Source organism: Escherichia sp. KTE52, assembly GCF_000408325.1.
In the GTDB taxonomy this organism is placed as follows: Bacteria; Pseudomonadota; Gammaproteobacteria; order Enterobacterales; family Enterobacteriaceae; genus Escherichia; species Escherichia marmotae.
Map to the genome: position 1 here is coordinate 23,720 of NZ_KE138677.1, position 19,796 is coordinate 43,515.

At 48.8% G+C, this 19,796-nt stretch carries 20 protein-coding genes; 6 read left to right on the top strand and 14 right to left on the bottom strand.

Annotated elements, in window-relative coordinates; genetic code table 11:
- Positions 1–3 precede the first annotated feature (3 nt).
- Positions 4–1,965: a 23S rRNA 5-hydroxycytidine C2501 synthase gene (rlhA, locus tag A1SC_RS16915; protein ID WP_024193578.1), complete on the bottom strand. Its 1,962-nt coding sequence runs from the start codon at positions 1,963–1,965 to the stop codon at positions 4–6.
- Between the two features lie 72 nt (positions 1,966–2,037).
- On the bottom strand, positions 2,038–2,574 hold the full coding sequence (locus A1SC_RS16910) for a helix-turn-helix domain-containing protein (RefSeq protein WP_000429073.1): 537 nt from the start codon (positions 2,572–2,574) through the stop codon (positions 2,038–2,040).
- 52 nt (positions 2,575–2,626) lie between these two features.
- On the opposite strand from A1SC_RS16910, the gene A1SC_RS16905 reads away from it, so the two are divergent.
- Positions 2,627–3,838 (top strand): benzoate/H(+) symporter BenE family transporter, encoded by a 1,212-nt coding sequence (locus A1SC_RS16905; RefSeq protein ID WP_072024149.1) that lies wholly within the window; start codon positions 2,627–2,629, stop codon positions 3,836–3,838.
- 34 nt (positions 3,839–3,872) lie between these two features.
- On the opposite strand, the gene A1SC_RS16900 is transcribed toward A1SC_RS16905, so the two are convergent.
- The 3 genes from A1SC_RS16900 to tehA form a co-directional block, all read right to left on the bottom strand.
- Entirely contained in the window at positions 3,873–4,541 is a 669-nt protein-coding gene (locus A1SC_RS16900; protein ID WP_001261035.1) for a DUF3313 domain-containing protein, read from the bottom strand.
- A 302-nt stretch (positions 4,542–4,843) separates the two neighbouring features.
- Complete coding sequence (tehB, locus tag A1SC_RS16895; RefSeq protein ID WP_000586710.1) at positions 4,844–5,437, bottom strand: tellurite resistance methyltransferase TehB; 594 nt, start codon at positions 5,435–5,437, stop codon at positions 4,844–4,846.
- Positions 5,434–6,426 carry a dicarboxylate transporter/tellurite-resistance protein TehA gene (gene tehA / locus A1SC_RS16890; RefSeq protein ID WP_024191883.1) on the bottom strand — a complete coding sequence of 331 codons (993 nt, stop codon included), beginning with the start codon at positions 6,424–6,426 and terminating at the stop codon, positions 5,434–5,436. Before tehA ends, tehB begins: the two co-directional genes overlap by 4 nt.
- Positions 6,427–6,549: 123 nt before the next feature.
- Between tehA and ydcK the strand changes: the two genes are divergently transcribed.
- Positions 6,550–7,530, top strand: a complete 981-nt coding sequence (gene ydcK, locus A1SC_RS16885; protein WP_016262028.1) for a YdcK family protein — start codon at positions 6,550–6,552, stop codon at positions 7,528–7,530.
- Here ydcK and rimL read toward each other — a convergent pair.
- The 4 genes from rimL to A1SC_RS16865 all read right to left on the bottom strand — a co-directional run bounded on the left by rimL (position 7,522) and on the right by A1SC_RS16865 (position 11,699).
- Positions 7,522–8,061, bottom strand: coding sequence for a 50S ribosomal protein L7/L12-serine acetyltransferase (gene rimL / locus A1SC_RS16880; RefSeq protein WP_001516425.1), 540 nt, complete (start codon positions 8,059–8,061; stop codon positions 7,522–7,524). The two genes, ydcK and rimL, sit on opposite strands and share 9 nt — an antisense overlap.
- Positions 8,062–8,109: 48 nt before the next feature.
- Positions 8,110–8,334 carry an HP1242/YdcH family protein gene (locus A1SC_RS16875; RefSeq protein ID WP_001516426.1) on the bottom strand — a complete coding sequence of 75 codons (225 nt, stop codon included), beginning with the start codon at positions 8,332–8,334 and terminating at the stop codon, positions 8,110–8,112.
- 140 nt (positions 8,335–8,474) lie between these two features.
- Positions 8,475–10,130, bottom strand: coding sequence for a glucan biosynthesis protein OpgD (opgD, locus tag A1SC_RS16870; RefSeq protein ID WP_061090526.1), 1,656 nt, complete (start codon positions 10,128–10,130; stop codon positions 8,475–8,477).
- 225 nt (positions 10,131–10,355) lie between these two features.
- Positions 10,356–11,699 (bottom strand): 2-oxoadipate dioxygenase/decarboxylase HglS, encoded by a 1,344-nt coding sequence (locus A1SC_RS16865; protein ID WP_000013743.1) that lies wholly within the window; start codon positions 11,697–11,699, stop codon positions 10,356–10,358.
- A gap of 216 nt (positions 11,700–11,915) precedes the next feature.
- Here A1SC_RS16865 and A1SC_RS16860 point away from each other — a divergent pair, with 216 nt between their 5' ends.
- On the top strand, positions 11,916–12,839 hold the full coding sequence (locus A1SC_RS16860) for a LysR substrate-binding domain-containing protein (RefSeq protein ID WP_000414559.1): 924 nt from the start codon (positions 11,916–11,918) through the stop codon (positions 12,837–12,839).
- A 37-nt stretch (positions 12,840–12,876) separates the two neighbouring features.
- Here the strand turns inward: A1SC_RS16860 and A1SC_RS16855 are convergent, their stop codons facing one another.
- Positions 12,877–14,517 carry a methyl-accepting chemotaxis protein gene (locus tag A1SC_RS16855; RefSeq protein WP_001098610.1) on the bottom strand — a complete coding sequence of 547 codons (1,641 nt, stop codon included), beginning with the start codon at positions 14,515–14,517 and terminating at the stop codon, positions 12,877–12,879.
- A 199-nt stretch (positions 14,518–14,716) separates the two neighbouring features.
- On the opposite strand from A1SC_RS16855, the gene A1SC_RS25760 reads away from it, so the two are divergent.
- Entirely contained in the window at positions 14,717–14,860 is a 144-nt protein-coding gene (locus A1SC_RS25760) for a hypothetical protein (RefSeq protein WP_228929205.1), read from the top strand.
- Positions 14,808–14,921, top strand: coding sequence for a Hok/Gef family protein (locus A1SC_RS0121350; protein WP_232019557.1), 114 nt, complete (start codon positions 14,808–14,810; stop codon positions 14,919–14,921). Before A1SC_RS25760 ends, A1SC_RS0121350 begins: the two co-directional genes overlap by 53 nt.
- A 72-nt stretch (positions 14,922–14,993) precedes the next feature.
- Here the strand turns inward: A1SC_RS0121350 and A1SC_RS16850 are convergent, their stop codons facing one another.
- Together A1SC_RS16850 and cybB are read right to left on the bottom strand one after the other, a co-directional pair.
- Entirely contained in the window at positions 14,994–15,167 is a 174-nt protein-coding gene (locus tag A1SC_RS16850) for a YdcA family protein (protein ID WP_000736410.1), read from the bottom strand.
- A 279-nt stretch (positions 15,168–15,446) separates the two neighbouring features.
- Positions 15,447–15,977: a cytochrome b561 gene (gene cybB / locus A1SC_RS16845; protein ID WP_000428995.1), complete on the bottom strand. Its 531-nt coding sequence runs from the start codon at positions 15,975–15,977 to the stop codon at positions 15,447–15,449.
- Between the two features lie 188 nt (positions 15,978–16,165).
- Here cybB and gap point away from each other — a divergent pair, with 188 nt between their 5' ends.
- Positions 16,166–17,167: a type I glyceraldehyde-3-phosphate dehydrogenase gene (gene gap, locus A1SC_RS16840; RefSeq protein ID WP_000048676.1), complete on the top strand. Its 1,002-nt coding sequence runs from the start codon at positions 16,166–16,168 to the stop codon at positions 17,165–17,167.
- 41 nt (positions 17,168–17,208) lie between these two features.
- Here gap and aldA read toward each other — a convergent pair whose 3' ends face one another.
- Positions 17,209–18,648, bottom strand: coding sequence for an aldehyde dehydrogenase (aldA, locus tag A1SC_RS16835; RefSeq protein ID WP_000115909.1), 1,440 nt, complete (start codon positions 18,646–18,648; stop codon positions 17,209–17,211).
- Positions 18,649–18,843: 195 nt separating this feature from the next.
- Positions 18,844–19,644 (bottom strand): DUF218 domain-containing protein YdcF, encoded by an 801-nt coding sequence (ydcF, locus tag A1SC_RS16830; RefSeq protein ID WP_016262029.1) that lies wholly within the window; start codon positions 19,642–19,644, stop codon positions 18,844–18,846.
- Between the last annotated feature and the right edge of the window lie 152 nt (positions 19,645–19,796).

A 19,796-nucleotide genomic window follows, 5' to 3' on the forward strand; every position in this document is an offset into this window, starting at 1 on the left:
GGTTTATCCTTTCCGCTTCGGCAATGTTTTCAGCAGATCATCCGGGCTTACGGATGCAACAACGCTTCCCGGTAACGGCATTTTCAGAATGTGATTTTTGATTTTGCCGATGACGTGCATCTCACATGGACGGCAATCAAACTTCAGCGTTAACACTTCATCGCCGTTAACCAGTTGCATTGGTGTTGCCTTCCAGCTTTTGATATTGCCTTTCGCCTGCTTCGGACACAGATTGAAAGCAAAGCGCAGACAATGCTTGGTGATCATCACCGGAACCTCGCCCTTCTCTTCATGTGCCTCATACGCCGCATCAATCAGTTGCACACCATAGCGATGATAAAATTCACGCGCTTTCTGGTTGTAAACATTCGCGAGGAAACTCAGATGCGTTTGCGGATAAACCGGCGCAGGATCAGCAACCGGTTTACGACTGCCGCGCTGGTAACTGGCAAGACGCGCGGCATCCAGCATTTCGGCGGCTTCACGACGGAACTGATTTAACAGGCTGTTTGGCACAAACAGCGCCCCCGGCAAGTTAATTTGTACATCACGAGCGTAATAGATAGTCTGCCCCAGCTTCGACAATCCCTCTTTCAGATTGGTGAGTGCTTTTTCGGCGTTATTCGCTTCGTCGAATTGCCCATCCAGGGTATGAGTGATGCTGACGCCCTCTTCGCTGGTTAACGTCAGAATGAGTTGTTCCTGCCAGCCGCCAAGTTCAATATCTACAGCGACCCGGCGCTCACTGGAGGTTTTGGTCAGCGCCTGTTGCCAGTTATGGTCAAGGTTACGGTTAAGCGGATGATGTGGACGAATTTTATGCAGCTCTGCTGGCATCTCATTTGGCCAGACGCGGTACTGGTTTTTCCCCGTTTTCTCTACCGTGTTGGCACGAAAGCCGACGACTTCACGTTTAATCATTACGTTCAGACCATCACCGTTAGCCAGCGGTTCGGTGACCTCAACATCGAGATGATCTTTAGCAACGTTCAATACTTCACCCACTGGCAGGCCAATAAATTTCGGGGAATCGAACGCGCCAATGTCGCCTTTACGCGCGTTAACAAAGTAGTCTGTACTGCCACGATGGAAGGTTTTTTCCGTCGAAGGTACAAAAAAGTGCTCGGTACGACCAGATGAAGCACGTGCCAGATCGCCACGTTCTTCAATAATGGCATCCAGCCTCTGGCGATAATGCGCGGTGATATTCTTCACGTAGCTCATATCTTTGTAACGCCCTTCAATCTTGAAGGAGCGCACACCAGCATCAATCAGAGCGCCAAGATTGGCAGTCTGATCATTATCTTTCATCGACAGCAGATGTTTTTCATAGGAAACCACCCGCCCCTGATCGTCTTTCAACGTGTATGGTAAACGGCACGCCTGTGAGCAATCGCCACGGTTGGCGCTACGCCCCGTTTGTGCATGAGAAATGTAGCACTGACCGGAATATGCCACGCACAGTGCACCATGAATAAAGAACTCAATGGTCGCGTCTGTGGCCTGATGAATCGCGCGGATCTGTTCCAGGTTAAGCTCACGCGCCAATACGATCTGCGTAAAGCCAACGTCAGAGAGGAACTTCGCTTTTTCCACCGTGCGAATATCACACTGCGTGCTGGCGTGCAGTTCAATCGGTGGAATATCAAGTTCCAGAATCCCCATATCCTGCACAATCAGTGCATCAACGCCGGTCTGATAAAGATCGGTAATCAACCGCTGCGCCGGTTCCAGTTCTTCGTCATGCAAAATGGTATTAAGGGTGACGAAAATTTTTGCGCCATAACGATGAGCAAATGGCACCAGTTCGGCAATATCTTTCAGGCTATTACTGGCGTTATGACGGGCACCAAAACCAGGGCCACCGATGTAAACAGCATCGGCACCGTGCAAAATAGCTTCGCGGGCAATGGCGGCATCGCGTGCCGGGCTTAACAGTTCAAGGCGATGAGAAGATACGGTCACTTTCTTATCCAGTAGCTGAAAAATGGCGGCTATTTTAGCCACAAGCGTGACGTTGCGAAATAGTTTTCCTGTTTAACTACGTGGGTAATGAATGAGGGAATGAAAATGCACGCTTTGCTCGTCACGGTTGCAATAGGCATGAGCGACATCGGCGGCAAAACGGATGCCTTCTCCACGATTAAGACTATGCCACGCGCCATCAACGCACAGTTCAAGCTGCCCTTCGATGACGACGACATGTTCAATCACCCCCTTTTCGTGTGGCGTCGATTCACTTATTGCGCCAGGAGCCATCAGGATCGAAAAGTGTTCAAAGCAGAGTTGTGGATCATAAGGAAACAACGAGGTGATCACCATCGCCTGCTGTTGTGGATCATAAACTGATGGTATAGCGTTCTGCGGCGGCGAAATAAACGTCGAAAACGGCACGTTCATTCCGGTGGCGATTTTCCATAATGTCGCGACCGTCGGGCTGGATTCATTACGTTCAATCTGCCCTAACATCGCTTTAGAAACGCCCGTAACTTCTGCCAGTCGAGAAAGACTCCAGCCTCGTTGCTGACGAAGATATTTAAGCGTGGCGGATAAATAGTGAGCGAGATTTTCCATGCGACTCCTCCTGCAAAACAGGAGTTTATCACTTGTGCGTTATAACGGACAAATGCTACGGTGCCTGTCCGCTATAACGCACGAGGTGATTATGCGTCTGTTTTCTGTTCCTCCACCTACATTACTGGCGGGATTTCTGGCGGTATTGATCGGCTACGCCAGTTCGGCGGCAATAATATGGCAGGCAGCGATTGTCGCGGGTGCCACCACTGCGCAAATCTCCGGTTGGATGACGGCACTGGGACTGGCAATGGGGTTCAGTACTCTTGCCCTGACATTGTGGTATCGCGTGCCGGTTCTGACCGCATGGTCAACGCCTGGCGCGGCTTTGTTAGTAACAGGATTGCAGGGACTCACGCTTAACGAAGCCATCGGCGTTTTTATGATCACGAACGCGTTGATTGTCCTCTGTGGTGTGACGGGATTATTTGCCCGCCTGATGCGCATTATTCCGCATTCTCTTGCAGCAGCGATGCTGGCCGGGATTTTATTACGCTTTGGTTTACAGGCGTTTGCCAGCCTGGATGGTCAGTTTACGTTGTGCGGAAGTATGTTGCTGGTCTGGCTGGCGACGAAGGCTTTTGCGCCACGTTATGCCGTAATCGCGGCTATGGTTGTCGGAATTTTGGTGGTAATACTGCAAGGTGACGTTGTCACAAAAAATGTTGTTTTTAAACCCGTTCTTCCTGCTTATATCGATCCAGAATTTTCGTTTTCTCACAGTTTAAGTGTTGCGCTACCACTTTTTCTGGTGACGATGGCGTCGCAAAACGCGCCGGGGATTGCAGCGATGAAAGCGGCTGGATATTCGGTTCCCGTTTCGCCGCTGATTGTCTTTACTGGACTACTGGCACTTCTATTTTCTCCGTTTGGCGTTTATTCCGTAGGGATTGCGGCAATTACTGCTGCTATTTGCCAAAGCCCGGAAGCGCACCCGGACAAAGATCACCGTTGGCTGGCCGCCGCCGCGGCTGGCGTCTTTTATTTACTGGCGGGTTTATTTGGCAGTGCCATTACGGGCATGATGGCTACCCTGCCCGTAAGTTGGATCCAGATGCTGGCGGGTCTGGCGCTGTTAAGTACCATTGGCGGCAGTTTGTATCAGGCGTTGCATAATGAACGTGAGCGCGACGCTGCTGTGGTAGCATTTCTGGTAACAGCGAGCGGACTGACATTGGTTGGGATTGGTTCAGCGTTTTGGGGATTAATTGCCGGTGGCGTCTGTTACGTGATGTTGAATTTAATGGCTGGTAGAAACCGATAATAAGAAGCGCCATCTTACGATGGCGCGACTGGTATTACTTTTTGTTAACGTCAAACATGGTGGCATCAGTCGCCATGTCATCAATAACTTGCTTAATGTTTTCGAAAGCCATTGGTGTACTTTCGTTATTCAGGTCTTTACCTTCACCCTGACGAACCACTTTAATCACCGGTTTGTTGGTAGCCGCGTCAATCAGCTCACCTTCAAAGTACAAGCGGGTATCCATGGTACGGTGACCCGTCGCCATTTGCGTCCCCGCAACAACTAATGCGACAGGAACAACTTCATAGAACTGTAACCCTTCTTTGCTGGTATCAACACCGGTAATAGCACCACGGAAAATCAGACTACGTGGGCCAGCGGTAGTCACCAGTGGTTTACGCTGCGCAATCGCTTCTTTCATTTCGGTGTTGGTATAGCTCAAAATTTTATCCAGAACTTTCTGCCCTACCTGGGTAGAGGCTTTTGGCACTGGGTAATAGGTGATCGGATTCCAGACAATGCTGTCATATTTGCTTTGATCAAAATTTGGATCAACCCAGCGCAATACCGGTTTGCCCGTTGCTGACGTTGTTTCTTGAAGGTTGGAGTAATTGTTTAAAAAACCAGAATATTTATCCGGCTGGGTGATTTTAGAGGCACAACCAGACAGAGCCAACAAACCGCATAAAGCCGCAACTTTCGCAATCGATGTGGTACGCATGAATAATTTCCTGAGATAATTATATTACTTTTTAAGTTATAGCAAAAAGCGCCGCTTCGTGTTGTGGCAAAAAAAGTGTTGTTGAAAATAAATTTTCCAGCCCCTTTTCTGACAATATAGTCAATGACGAAAAGGGGGCTGAGTCAATCATCAGTTGTTAATCTTCAGGATGTTAAGCTAATAAAAAACTTCGCTTCTTGTGATTTATTTCACACCATATTGATAAAAAACATGCCTACCGAAAAGAACAGCCGTTAATCATCTCTACGCGAAGCATTTCCATGCGCATTGTCCTTTTCTGATTATTTTTTGCGCGCCAACATAGTAGCAAAACGTAGTTTAATACGATTACCGTTGGCGTCGGTTCGGTGTAGTTCACCAACGTCTTCATTGTATTTCAGCATCTCCCAGCCTTCGTAATATCGACGCAACTCCCCCTCTTTGAAGGCAAATGGGAAGCCGACAGTACATGGGAAATCAGCGGTATCCATTGCCGCCACAATCAGGTTGTAACCGCCGGGTTTTGTGCAGCGCTGCATATTCGCAATCAGCCCTGGGATGGTTTTCGCCTCCAGGAACATCAGCACCACAGTAGAAAGAATAAAATCGTATTGTCCATCAAACGTGAGGCTATTCAGATCGACAACCTGAGTACGTAAATTTTCCAGATTTTCAATGGTTTTAATGCGCTCAACGTTGGCAATGCTCATAGCATTTTTATCCCATGCGTCAACATCAAAACCATTAGCTGCAAGGTAAAGGCTATTACGACCATTGCCACAGCCCAGATCCAGCGTTTTACCCGGTTTAACCACTTTCACGGCTTCCAGAACTTCGGAATGTGTGCGGGTTAATTCATATTTATCAGTAAAGTAGTTTTCATCACGAATGATCATTCTTTGTCCTCGGATTTCATTAAAACGGCGCGCTCAGTTCTGATTAATAATTTCCCCTGCATCAGAAGCGCGAAAGTACGGATGAGCAGTAATGCGATAATAAAATTGGTAAAGATAAATAGCGGCACCGCCAGCGTATGGAAAAAACCATTATCGCTGCCGCTACCCAGATGCAAACCGGTGGTTGCCAGCGCGGATACGCCGAACGAGAAACTCCAGAATGAGGCATTAAACGGTTGCGAGAGATACCACGGCATCAGGCGCAACATGAACAGTAGTTGCAGCAGCCCATAACCGAAAAGCATTTTCGCCAGTGTGTCACCCTCGCCACCGTTAACGCTTAACCAGGCGCTACAAGCGACCAGCGCAGGGGCAAGCTGAATACCGAGCGATGTCCGCAGCGCCGTGGGTAACTCACCCGAACTACGCAGCCGTTGAAGGATCACCGGTTCAAGACTCAACCAGGAGAAGACGCCAGCGCCTAAAAAAACCAGACCGGCATCAGTGTAACCTAACGCACCACAGGCCATTGCGCTGATAAAGTTATTGGCAACAGTCGGCAAATAAAGCCCCGGTGTCGTCGCTTCTTCAGGGTGAGAACCGCGCCATAATCCGGCAGTTTGCCAGGCGGCGTAAACCAGTTGAATCACTACGCCAACGCTGAACAGACACACTGCCAACGGGCGATACCACGGCACGAAACCAATTGCTACCAGCATCGTCGTTGCCGGAAACAAACTAACAAAACTGCTCATCACCGGATGGCGCACTTCTGCCAGCACACTGTGCGGAAAGCGCACCAGCCGGGTGATAAATGCCGTGGTCAGTAATCCCCAAATGATCATCGCCAGGATCACCAGACCATCACCTAACCAGTGACTGACCTGCCAAACCTGGCTGGCATAGCGCCAGGCAAACCCCATCCCTATCGTTCCCAACACAATGCCAAAGTAGCCAGCCGGTAAATTGAGCACTTTATCGCTCTGTATCTTCTTACTCATTTTGTTTAATTTATAAAGTATATTTGAAATGCATTTTATGGAAATTTCTCAAACATAGCCAGAGTCGCAGAATTTGCTACGGTTATAGTAAGTCACCTGCGGGAAAACGCTATGCGCAAATATCGTCTCAGTGAAGAACAGCGAGCCTTTAGTTATCAGGAAGATGGCGATAAAAAGAGTGTGTTATTACGGCAGATTATTGCCGTAGCCGATTTTAACGATGTGATAACGGGAACCGCTGGCGGCTGGATCGATAGCGAAACGGCGCTGGCACAGGAGGGAAATTGCTGGATTTACGACCAGAATACCATTGCTTTCGGCGGAACGGTTGTTTCCGGTAATACGCGTATCACCGGTAGTTGCGTGCTGCGGGGGGAGGTCTACGCAACGGATAACACCTGGATCGATAATAGTGAAATCAGCCAGGGTGCACATATAAGTGACAACGTCACGATTAAAGACTCATTAATATGTGGTCAGTGTAGAATTTTTGGTCATGCCTGTATCGATCAACATTCAATGATTGTCGCCGCGCAAGGGCTAACGCCCGACCACCATCTTCTGCTGCAAATTTATGATCGCGCCAGGGTTAGCACCTCGCGAGTTGTCCATCAGGCGCAAATTTATGGCGATGCCGTCGTCCGGTATGCATTTATTGAGCATCGCGCCGAAGTTTTTGATTTTGCCCGTATTGAAGGCAATGAAGAAAACAACGTCTGGCTGTGCGACTGTGCGAAAGTCTACGGTCATGCACGTGTGATTGCCGGGACAGGAGAAGATGCCATTCCCACCCTTCACTACAGTTCCCAGGTAGCGGAACATGCCACGGTAGAAGGTAATTGTGTGTTAAAGCATCATGTTCTGGTTGGTGGTAACGCCATTGTGCGTGGTGGTCCGATTCTGCTCGACGAGCACGTTATCATACAAGGTGACAGTTGCATTACAGGCGCGGTAATGATTGAAAACCATGTGGAGATAACCGACCACGCCGTCGTCGAAGCCTTTGATGGCGACACTATTCATGTACGTGGTCCAAAAGTTATTAACGGCGAGGAACGTATTACACGAACGCCTCTGGCGGGATTATTGTGAATCGATAATGCGCGCGTATATATTCACATCATCGTAAGCATCGTTAAGGAATTCAGCCTGTTTCAGACAACCTTCCAGTGTAAAACCATTACGCACGGCTACCTTGTTGCTTTGCGGATTGTCCACCCGACATTTGATCACGAAGCGTCGTAGCTCACCGATCCGGGCATAATGATGAATAAACGCCTGCAGCGCCTGAGAAATAATCCCCTGTCCCTGATGGGACTCGTCCAGCCAGTAGCCGATTTCCGCCGTTTTATTCAGCGGTTCTATACGATTAAATGAGATAACGCCGACGAGTTCATCTTCTTTGAAAATCATGAACATTTTGGCATAGCCGCGTTGATGCAACATCATATTGCCCTGCACCGTTTTTCGCGTGTCCTCTTCGCTGTGCACAAACTGCGGCCAGTTTAACGATTGTTGTAACCAGGTTTTGTTTTTACAGGTTAATTGATACAGCGGTGTGACGTGTCTTTCTTCAACGGCACGTAATTCAAGTGATTCACTCACTTTAATCGTCTCGGTCATAATCCTTACATCAGTTTAAAAAGCCGCCCTGCTGGCGGCTTAGAAAGTTTACATCTCTTTGACGCTTTCCTGCTGCAGGATTTTAAGCATCTCATCCTTTAACTGTAACTTTTGTTTTTTCATGCGAACCACTTCCGCATTGTACCCTCGACCGTCAGAACCTTCCTTTCTGGCAATTTCATGATCAAGTTTATTGTGTTTATCGAACAAGGACATAAAGCGAGGATTTTCGTTTTTCAGACGGGATATTAAATCTCGGTATTCTGGAAACATACGCACTCCCTGTTAGTGGCTGACAAGGTGTATCTGAAATACACACCATCAGATTACTCATTTAACGTAAGGAAAAATGCGAGCAGGATCGTGTTTAACCAGACGGCACCCTCCGGAAGAAGGTGCCGAAGAAAAGACGATTAATTCATCACGCGATCGTCAACATACTGACGTTTATCCGGTGCTGGTGGGAAATATTGATACAGCCATGTTTCACTGATGGCATCGCCCTGACAACGTAGATACATCCGCATATCAACCGGTTCGGTAGAGTCCGAGGTCGGATACCAGTCAAACTGAATACGGTAACCATCTATTGGTTCAATGTAGAGAATTTCGATTTGCTTCGCTTCACCACTGGAAAGCGTGATGACCGGTTCAATCCCTTTCGGCGCTGCTGCTTTCAGATCACCACCGACAAAATCGACGGCGAAACGACGCGCCCATTTTTCCGGATAGTGTTCACCTGGTGCCCAGCCTTCCGGAAAACCACCCATGCCGGTACGCGTCGCCATAACTCGCGCTAATGGACAATGAACAGGAGGTTGCGCACTCCAGTACAGACGATACTGGAACGCCAGTTCGTCGCCCGCTTTAATTGCTTTCTCCGGTTGCCAGAAACAGACAATGTTATCCAGCGTTTCCCCAGTTGTCGGGATCTCCATCAAACCGATAGTGCCTTTCCCCCACTGGTTACGTGGCTCCACCCACAGACTTGGGCGTTTGTTGTACCAGCCCATGATGTCCTGATAATGGGAGAAGTCGCGATCCAGTTGCAATAAACCAAACCCTTTGGGGTTGTTGTCGGTATAGGCATTGAACTGCAATTTTTGCGGGTTATTCAGCGGACGGCAGATCCACTCACCATTACCCCGCCACATGGAAAGACGGTCGGAGTCATGGATTTGCGGATGGATGGTGTCACACATCCGACGTTCGTTAGTACCACAACTGAACATGCTGGTCATCGGCGCAATGCCCAGTTGTTTAATGTCTTTGCGCGCATACAGGTGATTCTCAACATCCATAATCACCTGGCTCTTCTCACAATGGATGGTGAACTTATAGGCACCGGTAATGCTGGCACTATCGAGCAACGCATAAACGGTAAAGGTGGTTGCACCCGGTTTTACCGTATCGAACCAGAAAGCGGTAAAGTCGGGGAACTCTTCTTTGCTGTCGGTATAAGTGTCGATCGCAAGACCACGCGCCGACAAACCATATTGATAAGTGTCATCAACAGCACGGAAATAACTGGCACCGAGGAAAGAAACTACGTCGCGGCGCGCCAGTTCTGGCGCTTTAAACACTCGGAACCCCGCAAAGCCGAGATCGCTTTGCCCTTCCAGTTGTTTGGTATCGACACCCGCATCGTTGTATTTGAATAACTCCGGGCGGAAGTGAATTTCGCGCGCCAGATGAGTTGCCGGATCGACAGAGAACATGCGCACGCGGCGACGGAATCCCATTCCCATATGGAAGAACTGAGCGTCAAGCTGGCGATTTTCAACGTTATGCCATAACGATTTTTCGGCGTCGTATTGAATGCTGTTATAGGCCTGAGGCGTCATTGTCGCCAGCGTATCGGGTAACGGACGCGGCGCGCCTCGCCACGTTTTTTGCGCTAAATCATGCGCCATTGACTGTAAAATAGAGAAGTCAAAACGCTGGGTTTGCCCGTCGGCAATGTCCGATTCTGCTGCGAACGCAGCCTGAGAAAAAAGAGAAGCAATGCCGCTAGTCCCGCACACGGCGGCCATAGCCATTGAACCTTTAATAAATCGTCTACGATCCATACCTGAAAGTGAGTCCTTCTGGTGTAGTGAATGGTCCCGCGCTGGTCGTATTCAGCGGCAAGAAAATGCTTGTTTATAACCGCTCACTCTAGACAATATTTATTAATAATCCAATTGTTAGACACAGAGAATCTGCACAAATTGGCATTTTTTTTCTGTCGATGGGAAGAGCCTGATTCGTTTGTAAAATCAGGCAAATTTTTGCAAAGTCGGATGCACCGAATTTTAAAGCAAACCACAGCGGCGTTTACTGCGTTCTTCCGCTTCCTGATAGAGCTGAAACTCATCAAACACCGGACACCCCAGCGCCTGTTCAAAAGCTTCCCGGCTGGCATTGCCGCGACTGCGCATTTGCGTTTCATTGCCCAGATTCGACTGGAAGATCCCCGCAGCACTAACCGGCAGAAAATCCTCATAAGTAATAGGTTGCGCTACGACCCAACCACGTTCGATCAAAGGTTGAGGATCATCACCGGGATGAATCGCCCGACGATGTGCCTCACCCGACGGCGTCAGGCGATAACGAAACCATGCCAATCCATGCTGTCGCATCAGAAATTCACTGTCCGGAAAGGCACTAAAGGTTTCCTGCAGATGAAGTTGGTGAGTGAGATTATCCTGTCCTGTTCCGGCATTACGCAGAAGTACATCATACAGTTGCCGTCCTTTCGGCGTTAACGCCACACCGCGTTGCTCTATCTCGCCAAAGCGCGCGGTATGCGTCCCCTGCTTTTGCCCTGCAAACATGACCGACTCTTCCAGCGCCTTAAAGCTGGTCTGGCGCAGTAAAATCGGCACCTCGCGGCGCGGCGGTCCTTCGATCAGAATTTTGGGTTCGATACCGCATTCGGGCATCATCGACTGAACTCTGTCGATATCCAGGGTACGTGGCGTCAGGTGGTTAATATGGCAGCCGTGAAAACAGACCACATCAGCAATTAGTCGATGTTCGTTATGCAATGCGCGATAGGTTTCTTCATCCACCGTTGCCGACTGATGCCAGCGAAACGTCTCCAGAGCTTCCTGCACAAACTCCCGCGCCTGTGCTTCGCTAAAGCCACCTTCCTGATCATATTCATCTAACAGTTGTCGACAACGCGGGGTAAAGATATCGCGCTGATGCAAAATCTCCGCCGCTTTCTGGCGTAAGGTTTCGTTTTCGATAAGCTCAAGGCGAAGTAATGAGGTAAAAACCCGGAAAGGATTACGCGCCAGCGAGGCATCATCGATAGGACGAAATGCCGTGGAATGTACCGGCACGCCCGCCTGCGAGAGATCGTAATAGCTCACCGGATACATCCCCATAATGGCGAATATCCGCCGTAATGTAGCAAGCTCCTGCGCAGTTCCCACACGTATCGCGCCATGACGTTCAACGTTAAGTCGCGCCAGCTCATCCGCATTAACCATTTTTTCATGCAGTTGGGGATTGTTTTCCAGCACAGCCAGATTTACATCAGCTACCAGTTCCAGCAACGTACCGTACTGTGGAACTTCTTGCTGATACATGGCAGACATTGCCTGCGAAAACTGTTCCCGAATCTCATCCGCCGTGATGCTGTTCGCCATAATATCTGCCTCCAGTGGTCGATAATCTGGAGTGTAGGTAACCGCATTCACTCTGGTGTGAAGAATTTACAAACTGTGATCTCCCCGCGAAATCAGCAAAGCTGGACATTCCAAGGTAACAAAACTGCTTTAAATGTTAATAATATTTTGCAATCAGGTTATCATAATTAAACAACTTCACTTGTCAGCGGCACCGCTTCGTTTTTAACATCGCTTATGGAAAAAAATAGTCTGTTTAGTCAGCGCATCCGTTTGCGCCACCTTCATACATTCGTAGCTGTCGCACAACAAGGAACTTTGGGGCGCGCGGCTGAAACCCTTAATCTGAGCCAACCTGCGCTCTCTAAGACACTGAATGAACTGGAGCAATTGACGGGCGCTCGCTTATTTGACCGTGGACGTCAGGGCGCACAACTTACCTTACCCGGCGAGCAATTTTTAACCCATGCAGTCAGAGTGCTTGACGCCATCAACACCGCTGGTCAGGCGCTTAATCGTAAAGAAGGACTTAACAATGATGTTGTAAGAGTTGGTGCATTACCTACTGCTGCGCTGGGGATCTTGCCTTCCGTTATCGGTCAGTTTCATCAACAACAAAAAGAGACCACTCTGCAAGTCGCCACCATGAGTAACACCATGATTCTGGCCGGATTAAAAACAGGAGAAATCGATATCGGTGTTGGCCGGATGTCAGATCCTGAACTGATGACCGGGCTTAATTATGAATTGCTGTTTCTCGAATCACTGAAACTGGTTGTCCGGCCTAATCACCCACTCCTGCAGGAAAACGTGACGCTAAGTCGGGTACTGGAATGGCCTGTTGTCGTATCACCGGAAGGCACTGCACCACGCCAACATTCAGATGCGCTAGTACAGAGCCAGGGTTGTAAAATTCCTTCGGGTTGTATCGAAACGCTTTCAGCCTCTCTTTCACGTCAGCTTACGGTTGAATATGACTATGTATGGTTTGTCCCTTCTGGCGCAGTAAAAGACGATCTGCGTCATGCCACGCTGGTGGCGCTGCCTGTTTCGGGACAGGGTGCTGGCGAACCTATTGGAATACTAACACGCGTAGATGCGACGCTCTCTTCCGGCTGTCAGCTAATGATTAACGCCATTCGGAAATCAATGCCGTTCTGAAAGGTAAAGGGATCTTGAGATCCCTTCTTTAATCTTTTCACGCCGTTACCAGACTAACTGAATCCCCCGCCACTCGTTGAGCTGCCGGCGCAGATTGTTTCGTTAGACGGAATACATCTACCGCTTCAGTTAATCGCGCCGCCTGCTCTTCAAGGGATACCGCCGCCGCAGAAGCCTCTTCCACCAGTGAGGCATTCTGTTGCGTCACTTTATCCATTTCAGAAATCGCCTGACTGACTTGCGTTATGCCCCTGCTTTGCTCATCCGACGCAGCAGCTATTTCCTGCATGATATGCGTGACGCTCGCCACAGCGTCCATTATGGCACTCATGGTTTTCCCTGCTGTCGTCACCTCATTAGCTCCTTGCCCAATTAATCTGACTGATTCACTGATCAGGCCTTCAATTTCTTTCGCTGCCTGAGCGCTACGGCTGGCGAGTGTACGCACTTCACTGGCAACGACAGCAAATCCGCGCCCTTGCTCACCGGCCCGCGCGGCTTCAACGGCTGCATTGAGCGCCAGAATATTTGTCTGGAAGGCAATACTGTTGATCACGGCGGTAATTTCAGAAATTTTCTTGGAACTGCTGGAGATATCCCCCATCGTTTTCACCACGCCGGAGACCGTCTGCCCACCATCGCTGGCTTTAATGGAAGCCTCTTGCGCCAGACGGCTTGCGTAGTGGGCATTATCCGCATTCTGTTTCACTGTCACAGTGAGTTGCTCCATGCTGGCAGCGGTTTGTTCAATCGCCGCGGCCTGTTCTTCAGTGCGCGAAGAAAGGTCGGCATTGCCAGCGGAAATTTCGCTGGTGCCGCGATAAATCTCCTCCGCCCCCTGACGTACCGTCCCGACAGTCATCACCAGCGAATGCTGCATTTGCTGCAAATGACGGCTTAAACGGCCAATTTCACTGCGCCCAGAAGGTTCGTCAGCCATTGTCAGATTGCCGCTGGCAATTTGTTCAATGCGTTGCGCAGCATGCTGCAGAGGTCGAATCACTATCCGACGCAAAACCATAAAGGTCATCAGCGTCATGACCAGGGCAAGCACAAACGCACCAATCATAAACATCACCCCCAGTCGAGTGCGCTGATGCGCCTGCTCCGTCAGATGATTTGCTCTGGCGCTACGTATTTCAACAGCGTTGTTTAAAATCTGGCTATAAACATTATCCAGCGATCGGATCTGCTCACTTTCATGATTAATAATCGCTTCGAACATGCCATTTTTGGCATATTTCAACATGGGTTGCAGACCTGTTATATAAGCCTGAAAACGTTGATTTAATTCAGCATCCAGAGCTTCATCATCACGTGTTTTCACACGGCGATTCTGGTAAGCGCGATAACCTTGCTGCGACTGTTTAATCTGCAATTCTGCTTGTGCAATATTTTTTTTCATCTCTTCCATTTCTGCGATCCGACTCGCCGCCCCGGCCTGAATCATATTGATTCGGGCTGAACGCAAAAAATCAGAGCTATTTGCTAACCCCGTGCGAATCTGGATCTCGGCGGTGACATCTCGCTGATCGCGGTCAGCCTGCCAGAGAAAATATCCAGCCAGGGCTGAACTCAAAGCAAAAAGAAATAATATGCCGCCAAGAATGCAGGCAAATAACGGAACCAATCTGATGTGATGTAAAAAGCCTGAGCGGTGTGAGGATGTTGTATTCATGACCGTGGTCTCTCTTCCAGGTTTACTCCCGATAGAGGGTCATCGGCAATTGACGGTAATTGCTTACTGCCAAAAACCTGTTCATATCACATTTTTACAACAATTATTGCGGTGAGAGATTATTACCGCCGGAATGAAGAAACCGGGAATCAGAAGGACGAAGGCCCCGATCGATAATGCTATCAACCGAAGCCAACGAATGAACCACACAATTCGGATGTTAGCCTCTTACCCGCCATCCGGCAAAGAGAAAGGCTATGAAGCGCCCCCTGGTGGCGTGTCTGCTCATTATTTGTTTCACAATACTGGCATTCACACTCCTGACCCGACAAACGCTCTATGAACTGCGGTTCCGGGACGGTGAAAAGGAGGTGGCAGACCTCATGGCCTGCACGTCCAGGTAAGGGCAGCGCAGGGAGTTTTCCCCGCGTATCTGGCTGGCAGGTTCATTTTCTCATGGCACCCCTTTTTACTTTTCAGTTAGTGCACGTTTTTTTCGATGCGCTGATAGAACCATCGTTACAGACAAATTTGCCGCCAGCAGTGCAGTGAGAGATCCCCCCTTTCGAACCGGAACAAGGTTTTCGCCCTGCATCAGCATAAAAAGACATCAGTAATCCTATCAGTAAAATAAATGACAACTTCTTCATATAACCTCCATGGTTTGCCGAATCTTATGTTCGGTACAAAAGTTATACGCCGGACAGTTTTTATTTCACTTAGGGAGATCAAAGATTGGATTGGGGGAAATTGAGTAACGCTCTTAATAGAAAGACAATTTGATTAAATATTGGCCAGGCAAACATATAAACACGAATTCTGGTTTTATTTGTCATACAAATAAATATAATAGGTGCTTCCGATGTAGACCCGTATTCTTCGCCTGTACCACGGGTCTGGTTTAGTACAGGCGTTTTCTTTTACTGTTGTCAGGAACGCTTACGCGGCATCATGCGCAGAAGCGTATTGTCCTTCCAGAAATAGTGGTGCGCCAATGCAGCAGCGGCATGCAACCCAATAACGAAATACCCCAGATTTGCCAGCGTTTCATGCCACGATTTTAAGGTATCTACCAGATCGAAATTGGCCTCTGATGCATGAGGCATCATCACACCAAACGCAAACCACGGATTGCCACGGTTATACATCATCACCATGCCAATTATCGGCAGTGCGATAAACAGCAAGTAAATGACCAGATGCCCGAGATGCGCAAGCCCCGTCATCATTGGCTTTGGTTTAGGCACAATTGGTGGCGTTGGATATTTCAGTCTTAGCACGAGACGAAGCACCATCAGTACGAAAATCGAAATGCCACAGGAAACATGGATCATGTTGATAACCGGTCGATCGGCTCGCGGGAAAAATCCACGAAACTCCATCGCACAGTAAGCTGCGATAACCAGTAAAAAGACCAGCCAGTGAATACCGATTTGTAACTTTGAGTATTTATTTTCCATAACATTTCCTGATTTAAAACAATTTATTGTTAACATAACCAGCTTTTCTCAAAATTTCATTAAATATTGTTCACCCATTTTCAGTAGGTTACGTTTCACTGCGAGAATGTAGATTGCTCATACCACCATCCTGGTCTAAGCCTGGAAAGGATTAATTTTCACCCACGAGTTCCTGACAGGAGAAAACCATGAGTAAAGTTGGTATTAACGGTTTTGGTCGTATCGGTCGACTGGTATTGCGTCGATTACTGGAGGTCAAAAGCAATATAGATGTTGTCGCCATTAATGATCTCACATCCCCGAAAATTCTCGCCTACTTGCTAAAACACGATTCAAACTACGGCCCGTTCCCCTGGAGCGTTGATTTTACTGAAGATTCACTTATTGTCGATGGCAAAAGTATTGCGGTTTACGCCGAAAAAGAGGCGAAAAATATTCCGTGGAAAGCGAAAGGTGCAGAAATCATTGTTGAATGTACCGGCTTTTATACATCCGCAGAGAAATCGCAGGCACATCTGGATGCTGGCGCGAAGAAGGTGTTAATTTCCGCCCCTGCCGGTGAAATGAAAACCATCGTTTATAACGTCAATGACAACACGCTGGATGGCAACGACACCATTGTTTCCGTGGCGTCCTGCACCACCAACTGTCTTGCGCCGATGGCCAAAGCACTCCATGACAATTTTGGAATAGAAGTCGGCACGATGACGACGATTCATGCCTATACCGGCACCCAGTCACTGGTGGATGGTCCGCGTGGTAAAGATCTACGCGCTTCACGTGCGGCGGCAGAAAATATTATTCCCCATACAACGGGCGCAGCAAAAGCTATTGGTCTGGTGATCCCGGAACTGAGCGGTAAACTGAAAGGCCATGCACAGCGTGTACCGGTAAAAACGGGTTCTGTCACCGAGTTGGTGTCTATTCTCGGTAAAAAAGTGACTGCCGAAGAAGTGAACAATGCACTTAAAAAGGCGACAAACAATAACGAATCATTTGGTTATACCGATGAAGAAATAGTCTCTTCCGATATCATTGGTAGCCATTTTGGTTCGGTGTTTGATGCCACCCAAACGGAAATTACCGCCGTGGGCGATTTGCAACTGGTAAAAACAGTCGCCTGGTACGACAACGAATATGGCTTTGTCACCCAGCTTATTCGCACCCTGGAAAAATTCGCCAAACTCTGACAGATACAGGCGGAGGGAAATGCCTCCGCCTGTTTTACACATTACGACTGTAAATAAACGACCTGGGTTTGCAGGTATTCATGCAAACCATGTTTACCATCCGCACCGCCAATACCCGACTTACGCCATCCGGCGTGGAAACCTTGCATCGCTTCAAAGTTTTCACGATTGATGTAGGTTTCACCGAACTTCAACCCTTTGATGGCTTTCATCGCGACGTTCAGATTTTGAGTATAAATCGACGAGGTCAGGCCGTAATCGCTGTCGTTAGCCATGGCGATAGCGTGTTCCAGCGTATCGAAAGCGACAACAGGCAGCACCGGGCCAAAGGTTTCTTCGTGCATAATTGACATTTCCTGGCGAACATCCAGCAATATTGTCGGCGGATAATAGTACCCTTTCCCCGCTACCGCTTTGCCACCAAGCGCCACTCTCGCGCCCTCTTCTACAGCACGAGCCACTTTCTGCTCAACCTTTTCCAACGCCGCGGCGTTAATCAATGGCCCCATTGCAATGTCGTTGCGTTCAGAAGGATTGCCAAACCGCACCGCCTGCATCGCTTCACCAAGTCGGTTAACAAACTGATCATAAATGCCTTTCTGTACATAAACACGTTCAGCACAGTTGCACACTTGCCCACTATTAATGACTCGTGAATCAACGATGGCTTTGACTGCCAGTTCAATATCAGCGTCATCCATCACAATAGCGGGCGCTTTGCCGCCCAGTTCCAGACACACTTTGGTGATATTTTTCGCCGCAGTTGCCATGATTTTCTCCCCGGCGGCGACGCTGCCCGTCATACTGACCATTGCGACCTTCGGGTTACCCGCCAGTTCCTGACCCACTGTTTCACCGCGCCCCAGCACAAGGTTAAACACGCCGCGTGGAAGGCCAATTTCATCGACGATTTTGGCGAAAGCAATTGCGTTATTTGGTGTAAATTCGCTCGGTTTAATGACGATGGTATTGCCGGTGAGCAGAGCGGGTGCCATTTTGCGGGCAATCAGGAAGAACGGGAAATTCCACGGCAGAATACCGGTGGTCACGCCAAGCGCACGTTTAAAAAGAAGAATATTCTCTCCCGGGCGATCGCTTTGAATAATCTCACCCTCGTAGCGCCGCGCCCACTCCGCCATATAATCAATATAGTCCGCCGTGAAAGCCACTTCGACTTCAGCCAGTTGCTGGACTTTGCCCCCTTCCTCGACAATCAGTGCACTGATTTCACTGGCGCGTTCGCGGATCCCGGCAGCGATTTTGCGTAACCAACTGGCGCGCTCAATGGCAGGCAATGCTTCCCATTCTGGTTGGGCGCGTTCTGCAGCATCGATTGCCTTACGGGCATCCTCAGCCTGGCCATCAGGAATACGGGAAATAACCGTCTCTGTTGCAGGGTTTACAACATCAATCCATGCATCTCCATGCCAGGTAACAAACTGTCCATCGATATACATAGGATGTTGAACGGGTACTGACATGGGCGACTCCTGTGATTATTGTGTTTTTATTTAGTAAATATATTGTTAATAAACATCAATCATTGCGGAAACGGCATCGTGGAAGGACGAATCTGTGAAGGGCTTCATAAAAACAGGTGTGAAAGGAATAAAAGGCAGAAGTAAAAGTAAAGAATCATGCCCGTTTGCCAACGGTTTTTCACAAACGGGCAATTTTTAACGTAGCGAACGACTTTCCATCGCTTCAATAAGTACAGCGTCGTGTTTCAGCGTCTGCCATGCCTGGGCGACTTCTACAGGAAAATCAACGTGAACGATAAAATCACGTCCGCGGGGGCCATAACCGTCGCAATCATCACGCAAACGTGGTAGCTCACCAGTAAGTAGCGATAAATAACGTTCAACTGGCCATAATCCTTCCAGTTGATTAACAAATGCGACACTGTCTGCGTTATTCCCCACTTGTGGTACGAATCCTGGATAACTTAACCAGCGAGGTGCATCGGGATTATCAGCAGTAATACGGCGGAACGTCGCCATCGTGCGCCGCTGCATGGTGGGATCCTGCACAACGATAGCCGTGTGAATGCGCTCTGTGGCCTGATTCAATAACGCGACGCTGAAGCGGGCGTTTTCACCGCAGTTCGTTGACTGGTCTTCAATCCAGATTTTTTCATGGGGAATATGCCAGAACTGATGGGCAATATCTGCAAGGATGGTGGCTTCTGCCCTGCCCGTGGTACGAATGGTGTTGTAATGTGGATGCTGTGCGACAGCACTATATAAAAAGGTTGTCGAGTGACCGATACCACCGCTGATCAGTAATGGAATTTGCTGATCGCGGGCAATCTTGCATGCAGCGTCGATAGTGGGAATAACAGCGTTACCTGCGAGGATCACGCAATCAGCCTGATACGGCACCTCACCAGAGAAATCATCCTGCGCCAGCCATCGACCAATAACGTTTATGGCATCTATAGTTGTCGCTGAAAGCGTCGGAAATGGGTTAATGTTCATGGTCCCTCCTTCTCGTTCCCTTAAGAATACTGCGTGAGATAATAATGAGAAGTGGAGCACTCTGAAAGGAAGACGTTGTATTTTCTCTATCCTCCTTCGTAAGCCTGATATTTGTTTTACTCATACTGTATTTGAGGAAAGACTGTTGATAA